Annotated in this window: 10 protein-coding genes, 1 other RNA gene and 1 pseudogene; 3 read left to right on the forward strand and 9 right to left on the reverse strand. The window is 40.7% G+C overall.

Annotation, left to right across the window (positions count from 1 at the left end; genetic code table 11):
- Positions 1-347, forward strand: a pseudogene (locus tag VNZ46_RS20270) (MgtC/SapB family protein); the annotation flags it as partial.
- Positions 344-3,028: a magnesium-translocating P-type ATPase gene (mgtA, locus tag VNZ46_RS20275; protein WP_325562016.1), complete on the forward strand. Its 2,685-nt coding sequence runs from the start codon at positions 344-346 to the stop codon at positions 3,026-3,028. The pseudogene VNZ46_RS20270 and the gene mgtA, both read left to right, overlap by 4 nt.
- A gap of 55 nt (positions 3,029-3,083) precedes the next feature.
- On the opposite strand, the gene VNZ46_RS20280 is transcribed toward mgtA, so the two are convergent.
- From VNZ46_RS20280 to VNZ46_RS20320, 9 genes are all read right to left on the reverse strand, one after another.
- Entirely contained in the window at positions 3,084-3,485 is a 402-nt protein-coding gene (locus VNZ46_RS20280) for a c-type cytochrome (protein WP_325562018.1), read from the reverse strand.
- 147 nt (positions 3,486-3,632) lie between these two features.
- Complete coding sequence (locus VNZ46_RS20285; protein WP_325562020.1) at positions 3,633-4,112, reverse strand: SRPBCC domain-containing protein; 480 nt, start codon at positions 4,110-4,112, stop codon at positions 3,633-3,635.
- Positions 4,096-4,434, reverse strand: a complete 339-nt coding sequence (locus VNZ46_RS20290) for a metalloregulator ArsR/SmtB family transcription factor (RefSeq protein WP_325562022.1) — start codon at positions 4,432-4,434, stop codon at positions 4,096-4,098. Before VNZ46_RS20290 ends, VNZ46_RS20285 begins: the two co-directional genes overlap by 17 nt.
- 113 nt (positions 4,435-4,547) lie before the next feature.
- Positions 4,548-5,249: a DUF6624 domain-containing protein gene (locus tag VNZ46_RS20295; protein WP_325562024.1), complete on the reverse strand. Its 702-nt coding sequence runs from the start codon at positions 5,247-5,249 to the stop codon at positions 4,548-4,550.
- A gap of 67 nt (positions 5,250-5,316) precedes the next feature.
- The gene (locus VNZ46_RS20300; protein ID WP_325562026.1) at positions 5,317-7,095 is read right to left on the reverse strand and encodes a DUF885 domain-containing protein; all 1,779 of its coding nucleotides are present in this window, start codon (positions 7,093-7,095) and stop codon (positions 5,317-5,319) included.
- A 143-nt stretch (positions 7,096-7,238) separates the two neighbouring features.
- Entirely contained in the window at positions 7,239-8,039 is an 801-nt protein-coding gene (locus VNZ46_RS20305) for an AraC family transcriptional regulator (RefSeq protein ID WP_325562028.1), read from the reverse strand.
- Positions 8,040-8,146: 107 nt separating this feature from the next.
- Positions 8,147-8,513: a transfer-messenger RNA gene (ssrA, locus tag VNZ46_RS20310) on the reverse strand.
- A gap of 66 nt (positions 8,514-8,579) precedes the next feature.
- Positions 8,580-9,782, reverse strand: a complete 1,203-nt coding sequence (locus tag VNZ46_RS20315; protein ID WP_325562030.1) for a pyridoxal phosphate-dependent aminotransferase — start codon at positions 9,780-9,782, stop codon at positions 8,580-8,582.
- A 63-nt stretch (positions 9,783-9,845) separates the two neighbouring features.
- Positions 9,846-10,238 carry a DUF1573 domain-containing protein gene (locus VNZ46_RS20320; protein WP_325562032.1) on the reverse strand — a complete coding sequence of 131 codons (393 nt, stop codon included), beginning with the start codon at positions 10,236-10,238 and terminating at the stop codon, positions 9,846-9,848.
- Between the two features lie 129 nt (positions 10,239-10,367).
- Here VNZ46_RS20320 and VNZ46_RS20325 point away from each other — a divergent pair.
- On the forward strand, positions 10,368-11,320 hold a 953-nt coding region (locus VNZ46_RS20325), incomplete at its 3' end, for a thiamine pyrophosphate-dependent dehydrogenase E1 component subunit alpha (RefSeq protein ID WP_414693514.1).

Here is an 11,320-nt window from a genome sequence, read left to right on the forward strand (position 1 = left end):
CACACCTCATGCTTCGTCCTTTAGGATTAAAGCTGGGTAATATCAGTGTGTTTCAAAAAAGTGAATCTGCAGAAACCGAGTACCTTATTGTAATTAAGTGTAAAGAAGAAGTTGAAAACCACATCCGGGTTCTACTCCTCCAAAATATTGGTAACGACAATAAATTGATGCTGCGGGCACTTACCAGCAGCGATAATGGCGACCCCACCAATGCGATAATCACGGCAGAAATTATTGCTGCCGGCAATCAAAATGATCTTATGGAAAAAATGGTCAGCAGGCTCACGATAGAAAGAGCAGTAATGAGGGCCAGTTGGGAATTAACAGGACAACAATCAGAGTTATGAAAGAGTTAAAAATGATCAATCCAAGAAATGTATCTGGATTTGATGACGTAGCCGTCACCAAATTGCGTAACGTGGCCAGATTAGGCGATGACGCCTATTATGCAATGTTGAACAGCCATCCTGAGGGATTAGGACCCAGATTAGTAGCCGATAAGATTAAGCAGTTTGGTTATAACGAGATTCAGCATAAAAAGGCTCCTGCCTGGTATGTGCAATTTATACAAGCCTTTTTAAACCCTTTTATTGGGGTATTGATGGCCTTAGCAGTGATCTCCTTTTTTATGGATGTATGGTTTGCGGCACCTGAAGACCGGGATTATAAAACTGTCATTGTAGTGGGGGTGATGGTGTTTTTGAGCTCTATATTAAGGTTCTGGCAGGAATATACGAGTAATAATGCTGCCGAGCAGCTGAAAAGCATGGTGACAACCACAGCTACTGTGCTTAGGAAAGTAGGGGGCAAGAAAGAGATCGACATTACAAAAATCGTTCCCGGGGATATCATTTTTTTAAGTGCGGGTGATATGATCCCTGCAGATATCCGGATCATCCAGTCTAAAGATCTCTTTGTAAGCCAGGCTATGCTTACAGGTGAATCTATGCCGCTGGAAAAAAGAAGTGAGCCTATTGCTGATACAGATCATAAATCGCCATTAGAACTGGATAATATCTGTTTTATGGGCACCAATGTGGTGAGCGGTACGGCTATGGCTATTGCGGTGACTACAGGGAACTTGACTTATTTTGGATCTATAGGCAAAGCCATTATTGGAAAACGTGCAGAAACCAGTTTTGATAAAGGGGTAAATAAGGTAAGCTGGCTGCTGATCCGTTATATGCTGGTGATGGTGCCATTGATTTTTTTGGTGAATGGTTTAACCAAGGGTGATTGGTTTGAAGCTTTGTTGTTCGGAATTGCGGTTGCTGTAGGTTTAACCCCCGAAATGTTGCCTATGATTGTAACCGCCAATCTGGCTAAGGGCGCGAAAAACATGAGCAAACGAAATGTGATTGTTAAACGCCTCAATGCGATCCAGAACATAGGAGCTATGGATGTTCTGTGTACAGATAAAACCGGAACGCTAACGATGGATAAGATCGTACTAGAACGGCATTTAAATGTATCGGGGGAGGATGATGATGAGGTTTTGAAATGGGCTTATCTGAACAGTTTTCATCAAACTGGTTTGAAAAACTTGTTGGATGTGGCTGTGCTTGACCATATAGAGTTGCACGATTATTTAAAAGTGGATGAGGACTATAAAAAAGTAGATGAAATCCCTTTTGATTTTGAACGTCGTCGGATGAGTGTGATCCTGGAACAAACTAATGGTAATCAATTACTGATCTGCAAAGGGGCGATAGAGGAAATGCTGGATCTGTGTTCTTTTGCTTTTGAACCCGGTGAAGATCATGAACTGCACCGCGAAAAAGATAAGGTGGTGGCGATGGATGAGTCCATGCGAAATACGGTATTGAGGATTTCAAGAAAACTTAACGAGGATGGGCTTCGGGTATTACTGGTGGCCATCAAGGAATATAAACCGCGTGCGGCCAATTACAGTGTGGCCGATGAATGCAATCTGATCCTGACTGGTTTTATCGGTTTTCTGGATCCGGCAAAATCTTCTGCTCAACCGGCCATTGAAGGTTTACAGAAATTGGGTATTCATGTGAAAGTATTGACCGGGGATAATGATGTGGTGACCAGGAAAGTGTGCCGGGATGTAGGCATTTCTATTGAACAGGTGCTGCTTGGACCAGAGATTGAACAAATGACAGATGAGGAACTGGCGGCACAGCTGGACAGTACCAGTATTTTTGCCAAGCTAAGCCCTATCCAGAAATCAAGGATTGTAAAACAGCTGCAGGGCAATGGCCATACCGTTGGCTTTATGGGTGATGGAATTAATGATGCTGCTGCGCTTCGGGATGCAGATGTAGGAATTTCTGTAGACACGGCGGTAGATATTGCAAAGGAAAGCGCTGATATCATCTTGTTGGAAAAGGACCTGATGGTGCTGCGCAAAGGGGTGATCTATGGACGGAGAACTTTTGGAAACATTATTAAATATATTAAAATGACGGCCAGCAGTAATTTTGGAAACATGTTCAGTATGCTGGGAGCAAGTGCATTTCTTCCTTTTTTGCCGATGTTGCCAATTCACTTATTGATCCAGAATCTGTTGTATGATATTTCCCAGATTTCTATTCCCTGGGACAGGATGGATGAAGATTTTCTTGAAAAACCACAGAAATGGGATGCTAGTGGTATTAGCCGGTTTATGCTCTTTGTTGGCCCGATCAGCTCTATTTTTGACTATGCGACTTTTGCCGTACTGTATTTTGTTTTTAAAGCAAATAGCCCTGAGCACCAAATGCTTTTTCAAACGGGTTGGTTTGTTGAAGGTTTGCTATCACAAACATTGATTGTTCATATGATCCGGACGCGTAAAATTCCGTTTATTCAAAGTTGGGCAACAGCACCGGTAGTGGCTTTGACTTCCGCAGTGATGTTGATTGGTATTGCGATTCCTTTTACGCCATTTGCAAGCTTTATAAAACTCCAAGCCTTGCCCTTGGCCTATTTTCCATGGTTATTGGTTATCCTGGTGAGCTATTGTTTACTCACGCAACTGGTTAAACGCTGGTTCATTAAAAAATTTGATCAATGGCTATAAAAAAAGAGGGGCGTATGTGAATACGACCCTCTTTTTTGATTTTTCTTAGTATTTATTAGTTGGCTTCTGGGTGCTCTTTCCCGTTGTGACAGGTAATGCAGGATACAGCCAGCATTGCTTTTCCATCTTTCTTGTCTTTAACATGAAAGTATTTACTGTTAATCTTAGCGGTCATACGAACCATGTTCCTGGCAATTTCTTTTTCAGGTTTTTCATCACTTGCAAAATCCAGTCTTTTTGGATCGTCTTTTTTTGCAGCGTGGCAAAAATTACATTTTACGCCTAAGGCAACTTTCCAACCGTCCATGATCTTGTCCAGTTCTTCATGGCTGATGTCTTTAGGTAAAACTTTAAGGTTTGTGGCTTTTCGTTCCTGTTGCTGCTTTGGCATGAATGCACTCAGCATAACTACTGTACCGAGTAATATGGATAGGGTAATTGTTTTTTTGTAACGCATAGCGGTGTGTTTATGACATTAAATATACAAAGAGTTAAATGTAATTTGAAAGTCAAAACCTTATTTAGAAAGGTTATAAGCCGATAAATGAGTAACAATACTGCTACTTCTTGTTTTTGCGGGGAACAGGAAGTAGCAGGGAGAAATTTATTGGGTTAATAAGAGGTTTAAACGATCGAACATGCTGAACCAGCTTTGATAAGCTCCTGTTTTTTTAGCTTCTTCTTCGTCGACGGTCTGGTGTAAGGTGACCTTGGTTTGTTTGCCAATGGGTGTAAATATAATTGTAGTCAGAATAGCTTGCGGCCATTCCTCTGGCTTCCCGGCTTCTGCAGAACTAACTGTATCGCCATGTTCGTTGGTGAGGATCATGGAGAAAACTAATTTTTCAGGAAAGGTTACCTCCTGGTAGGTACCTTTGATCCAGCACGCTCCATGCACAGGATCGTGGATGCAGGAATGGAACTGGCCACCTTCCTTTGCTTCTATGGTTTTGAATTCAATTGTACATCCATCTGGCGCATACCAATGTTTTAAGTGTTCAGGATTTGTCCAGGCTTCAAAAACAAGCTCAGGAGAAACGTCAAATAAATGCGTTATTAAAAGTTCTTTATGGTCTTTTTTCATCGTTTTTAGTTTTTACTTCGGTTAAATATTGATCTAATTTTTCAAATCTTCTTACCCACAATTTTCTGGATTGTTCTACCCAGGTGGTTACTTCATCGAGTTGGTCTAATTTTACTTCACAGAATCTGTCTCTACCGCTTTGTTTGATAGTGATGAGCCCACAATCGACAAGGATCTTGACGTGAAGAGAGATGGCTTGTCTGGTCATATCAAATTTTTCTGCGATAGAATTAACATTGTGAGGCTGGGCAGCCAGAAGGTTAATAATTTCTCTGCGGGTAGGGTCGGCTATGGCCTGGTATACATCTCGTCTGGCTTTCATGGTATGCAAGTAATTGATTGCAAATATAAAGGCAAGTATTCGCTTGCGCAAATAAAATGTTGTTTTAAAGAGGTGCTGCTTCTATGGGCCGGTTTCGTTGAGGGATGCAGCGTTTAGAAACTTCGGAAGTCTTTGGAAGTTAATTTCTGTTCTTTAATTACTTTCTCAATCTCAGGCAGGTCCTTTTTATATTCTTCAACATTCCAGGTTAGGCTAAAATACTTAGCGTATTCTGCAATTGGTTGCAACCCCATGGCTTTGCGTCGCTCGTCAACATGATCTGGGTCGGCAATTGGGTAAAAACACATCTTTCCGGTTGATCTGTTTTTAAAGAGTTGGCTACCGTAAACTTGGGTTTTACCTTCTCGCATGTTTACGCGATCTTCTAACAAGGCTAAATTGCTTGATAAGGTCTTACCGTCTTTTACGGCTTTCCTTATCATCGGTAAATATTTTTGCTGTGTTGCAAGGTTGGCATGCTGGATGACCAGAAATAAGGCATTGCTGCCGTCTATGCCCACATCCTGCGGACCAAGCCATCCATTTTTATCAAGAATTTGCGTTACTTTTATTAGATTCAAACTATCGGCAATATGGGCCGCATGTACTGCGGAATCAACCCGGGAGAGAGCAGCTTTAGCCTTGGAAAGATCCATCGCTCTGTACCGGCTGCCTTGGTCGGCCTTGTAAATGGTATCCAATACAAGCATTAAGGGTTTATTTAATTTGGTGCTATCGATAGTGAAAGTATTTACCTGTGCGAATGATACAAGATTTAAAAATGCCAGTATAAGTGTTGAAAAGATTTGTTTCACTTTATTTAGCTTGATTTATTTGTTTAGATCAAATAAAAGGGTTGATGTTACAGTTAATTGTTGTGAACTAGTTCTTTGCCCAATCAGCCATATACTCGTCAAGGACATCCAAGGGCATGTCGCCCTGTTTAAGCAGGGCTCTGTGAAAGCGGATGAGGCTAAAGTTCTTTCCTAAAGATTGGCTGTATTTGTCACGTAATCGAAGGATTTCCAATTCTCCCACCGTATAACAAAGTGCCTGTCCTGGTATGGCCATATAACGTTCTGCAGATAAAACCGCATCCGCCTCACTTATAGATTCATGTTTCAGCATATAAGCTACAGCCTGCTCTCTGGTCATTTTTCCAGTATGGAGTCCGACATCGCAAACCAATCTAATCGCGCGGTGTATTTCATTATTTAAGGCGCCTATTTGTTGATAAGGATCTGTGTAGCATCCAAGCTGTTTACCTAAAGATTCGACGTATAATCCCCAGCCTTCAGTATAGGCGCTGAAAGAGATATTTTTTCTGAATGAAGGTAATGACCTGTTTTCTTGCTGAAGTGCGATCTGGTAGTGGTGTCCTGGAATCGCTTCATGAATAAATGTTGCCTCCATTCCCAAAAAGGTTACATTGATTTTTGTTGCATCGGGAACCGGAACATAAAAAATGCCAGGTCTTTTGCCGTCTGCAGATCCAACCATATAGGATGGGCCATTCTGCGAGGCTTCGCGAAAGGATTCAACTCTCCTGATTTCAAATTTAGCTTTTGGCTGGATATCGAAGAGTTCGGGCAAATGTGGCTTTATCTTTTCATATACATCTGTATAAGCTTTTAAAACTTCATCTGGACTTTTAAAAGGCATAAATTTCCTGTCAGTTCTCAGGTAAATAAAAAAATCGGCCAAAGAACCTGAAAATCCTATTTGCTGTTTTATTTTTTCCATTTCGGTTGTAATCCGTGCTACTTCGTTCAGCCCCATCTGATAGATTTCTTCGGGAGAATGATTTGTAGTCGTATAGTACCTAACATAGTAATCATACATAGCTCGTCCTGTTGGTATTGCTGATAAGCCATCGCCCTTTGCCGCAACAGGCAGGTAATATTTTTTGAGAAATACCGCAAGCCGCTGATAGGCGGGAATCAAGTTTTTTTGGAATGCATGGTGGCATTTTTTGGTTAACACAGCACGCTCTTTAAGAGAAAATGTTTTTGGCATATTTCTTATAGGGTTGTAAAAAATACTTTTTGCGCTATCTGTCTCTGCCAATTCCTCCATTTGTGGTATTACTTTAAGCACAAGCGCTTTTGACAAAACAATTCCTTTAGCCATTCCTTTTTTCATATTGGCAATTGCGGTATCTGCATAAGTGCGAAAAGCTATTGTTCTGGCTATCCATTTATGGTAATCGGCAGGGGTTTTAAACGGTTGAGCAGAATTGCCCGATCCCAATTGCCCGATTAATAAGGGAATAGATGAAAATTGCTGTATTGGAAGGTATTCTGTATGATACTGATCTTTCTCTAAATCGGTCTTCAATATGGACTGTAATACTTTGAAAGAGATTCTGTCGGCGGTATTCAGTTTTACCGGATCGAAATTGCCTAGGAGGGAAAGGTATTTTTTATTAAATCGTGCTTTTTCTGCAGTATAGGTTGAAGCACCCTCGTTGGCCAATTCAGCGTCATAGCTGTGGTTTCCCTGAAAAGTAGCACCTAGTGGATCCAACTTAAGTACTTCTATTGAATACCTTTCAAAGAGTTGATGAAGTGCCTGGTTTTTTGTCTGCCCATAGGATTCGGTACCAAATAGGAGAGATACGATCGTAGTTAGGATGCCTGTAATTATTTTGTTCTTAGACATGGTAGTTGCTGTTGAATAAAAAACATTTTCATAAGGAGCGGTTTCTACATCCATAGAATGAAAGAGAGATAGTCCTTTATGAGGGGTAAAAGTACAGGTGTTACTGAGTAAAAAATTGTATAGAATTAGCGTATATACCCGCCTTATATTTTTTTATACTGGAAAGGGGTCATGCCAGTAAACTGACGAAAAGTTTTTGTAAAATGGGCCTGATCTGTAAAGCCGCACTGATAGGCAATATCGGTAAGTGAATATCTGTTTTGACGGATAATGGACAATGATCGGTCTATTTTTAGTTTTCGAAAGTATTCTCCCAAAGTGCAGCTAAAGTATCGGGAAAAATATTTGGACAAAGTTACAGGATGAATATTCAGATGTTCTGCAAACCTGGAAAGCAGGAGTGGAGTATTCCAGTGGTCATTCAGGACCTCAATAATTTGTTTTGTCCATTCAGGGTAATGTTTTAGTTTTTGATGGTCCTCTGCGAGGAGATTGATGCACAAGAGCTCTGTAGAGGCCTGGCTGTGTATGTCGTTATAGTAATGCTCTTTTAAAATTTTTATTAATCCAGTGCTGGCGATAGATTTTTTATTCCAGATCACTTTTGAGTCTTCAGGTATGGTAAGGCCATTCAGGTTAAAGAATTCTTTTTCGAACTCTACATTAAAAATGCGGGTGCCAGCGAGGTAACTTGTATTCTGATGGGGGATACCAGGATAGTAATATAAGCTGCTTCCCTCAGTCTGAATCTCCGTAAGATTGGTTCTGATCTCTTTACTTCCGCCAGAAAGAATATGTGAAAAATGCGGGTTTTCATGAAAATGCCAATCTGAGGTATGGCCCTGGGGAAATACCGTTTCAGTGGTTATAATATGTCGAAAGGAACTTTCTGAAACCTTTGAACCTACATACCGACCACTTGAAAATTTAATAGGTATTGACATTGAAGCAATTTATGAATTTTATTGGCGAGTCAAAATTACAATTTTATATTGGTCCATATATCCGGTGTAATACAAGAAAAGCAAGCCATCATGACCTGCTTTTCTTGTTGTGGAGCCGAAGGGGTTCGAACCCTTGTCCAGTTGTGTGATAAATTATGCCTTCTACATGCTTATCTTCCAATTAATTGTCGGGAGCAAACGGGCTGGTAGCCGACCTTGCTTGTCTCCTTAGATGCTTTATCTCGCAACTGCATCGCACCATACAATTGCCAGCATTATTATTTCGATGCCCCGGATTCTAACCTAACAATGCAGCAGTTAGAGGGACAAAAGCTAGGCTAATTCTAAATTAGGCAGCTAAGGCGTAGTTATTTTCGCCAATTATAGTGTGAACGTTCTCTTTAAAGTGCTCTCCGTACAACGCACTGCATGCTTACATACTCAGCGCCACCCTGTCAAATCCAAAACGGCCCCAGTACTATGCTGATGATCTGAGGTTTAACTACTCCCTTCTGTCATCAGCATACAAAGTTACGAAAATTATGCCAATTTACGGCCAGGATATTGTTTTAAAGCGATATCTAAACAATCCATGGCTTTATTCAGGTCATCTGTGTTTAAAACATACGCCATACGCACTTCATTCTTTACCGAATCTTTACTTGAATAAAATCCGGTAGCTGGTGCCATCATGACAGTTTGTCCTTCATGCTCAAAGCTTTCCAGGATCCACTGACAGAATTTGTCGGCATCATCTATAGGAAATTTAGCTACGACATAAAATGCACCACCCGGGTTTGGACAAACCACACCTTCCATTGCATTTAAACGGGATACCAAGGTATCTCTTCTTAAAGTATATTCTTTATTTACTTTTTTAAAATAGCTATCAGGTGTGTCTACTGCAGCAGCTCCGGCAATTTGCTCTACCATCCCTGGACTTAAGCGCGCTTGTGCAAACTTTAATCCGGATTTGATTACTTCTTTGTTCTTCGTGATCAGGCATCCTAAGCGGGCACCGCAGGCGCTGTATCTCTTTGATACGGTATCCATAACAACTACATTGTTATCAATGCCATCCAGGTGCATAGGAGAAATAAATTCCCGGCCATCATAACAGAATTCGCGGTAAGCTTCGTCAGAGAAAAGGAACAGATCATATTTTAAGCATAGAGCTTTTAAAGCTTCCAATTCTTCTTTAGAATATAAATAACCGGTTGGATTATTTGGGTTACATATAATAATAGCCTTGGTTTTCTCCGTGATTAGCTTCTCAAACTCTGCAATCGGCGGAAGGGCGAAGCCATTTTCTATATAAGACAGAATAGGTTTTACCACCACATTGCTCATGCAGGCAAATCCATTATAATTGGCATAAAAGGGCTCAGGAATAATGATTTCATCGCCTTCATTTACGCAGGTTTGCATGGCAATGGTAATTGCCTCAGAACCTCCAACGGTAACCAATATGTCTTCAGGTGTAATGTTATACCCCAGTTTATTGTAATATTCGGTCAGTTTTACCCGATAAGCCAAAGTGCCTTCTGATGGGGTATAGGCCCAAACTTTAAAGTCAATGTTCTTAATCGCATTCAGCATGCCTTCCGGCGTTTCAATGTCCGGTTGACCTATATTTAAATGATATACTTTTTTACCGTCTTTTTTTGCTTGATCAGCAAAGGGGGTGAGTTTTCTGATAGGAGATGCAGGCATCTGAACTCCTTTTTCGGATATTTTTGGCATGGCACAAAAATAAAAAACCTCGTTGATTAACGAGGTTTTAATTTAAAAAATTAAGTTAAATTTTTACTTGGTTGATCCGGCAACGGTTTCACCTTTAATATACAAAACTTTAGTAGTCGTTTTGGCATTTGAAGTGATGGTGATGCTCTTGCTGAAAGGAAGCGCAGCACCGGCTGGATTATAGGTTACTTTGATGACACCAGTCTTGCCGCTTTGTACCGGAGTTTTGGTGTATTCAGGAACTGTACAACCGCAAGTGGTCTGTACATCTGTCACGATTAGCGGTGTTTCACCAACGTTTGTAAACTTAAATTCTACTGAAACTGGCTTTCCCAACGGAATTTTACCGAAGTCATAAGATTCTTTATCAAATTTAAATTCTGCAGGTTTAGTTTGAGCGTTTGTTGAAACTGCTATATCTAAGATGAAGGAAAATAGGACGATTAACTTTTTCATGTTTGTATGTTTTAAACAAATTTAATGTTTAAATTGTTATTTCAAAAAGTATTCCAATATATAAATTACGTTACATCGCTAACCCCGGCTTTATAAAATGTTTATCTTTGTGCCGTAACATAAATGCTTATGACGCCAAATAATAAACTTACTACGAACCCTATTGATGCTTCCGAGTTAAGTTTTGAAGACTTCAAAACGATTGTGATTAACGATTATAAGATTGCTTATGAAAGTCGGCAGGCAAGTTTGTTGGGACGTAAGGAAGTTTTAACAGGTAAGGCAAAATTTGGCATTTTTGGTGACGGTAAGGAATTGCCTCAAATTGCCATGGCCAAGGCCTTTAAGAACGGTGACTGGCGCTCCGGATATTACCGGGACCAAACCTTTGCTTTTGCAACAGGTATATGTACACTGAAGGAATTTTTTGCGCAGCTCTATGCAAATCCTAGCGTAGAAGCAGATCCGGCTTCGGCGGGGAGACAAATGAACTGTCATTTTGCTACCCGTTCTATTAATGAAGATGGCAGCTGGAAGGATCTTACAGAGATGAAGAACAGTTCATCTGATATTGCACCGACAGGCGGGCAAATGGCCAGATTGGTTGGCTTGGCTTATGCCTCCAAACTTTATCGGGAAAACCCGGAATTGAGTTATTTGAAAAATTTCTCTGTTCATGGCAATGAAGTCGCTTTTGGAACTATTGGTAATGCTTCTACTTCCGAAGGTGTTTTCTTTGAAGCTATCAATGCTGCCGGGGTTTTGCAGATTCCAATGGCGATGTCTATATGGGACGATGCTTATGGAATCTCTGTTCCTGCGAAATATCAGACGACAAAAGAAGACATATCAGAAATATTAAAAGGTTTCCAGCGGGATGAAAATGCAGAGGGCTACGAAATCTATAAAGTGAGGGGCTGGGATTATCCTGCGCTTTGTGAGACCTATCAGCAGGCTATTGAGGTTTGCAGAACGCAGCATATTCCTGTATTGATCCATGTAACCGAAGTTACCCAGCCTCAGGGTCATTCGACTTCCGGTTCTCACGAAAGATATAAAGATAAGCAGCGCCTGGACTGGGA

The sequence above is a fragment of the Pedobacter sp. genome (genome assembly GCF_035566355.1).
GTDB lineage: Bacteria > Bacteroidota > Bacteroidia > Sphingobacteriales > Sphingobacteriaceae > Pedobacter.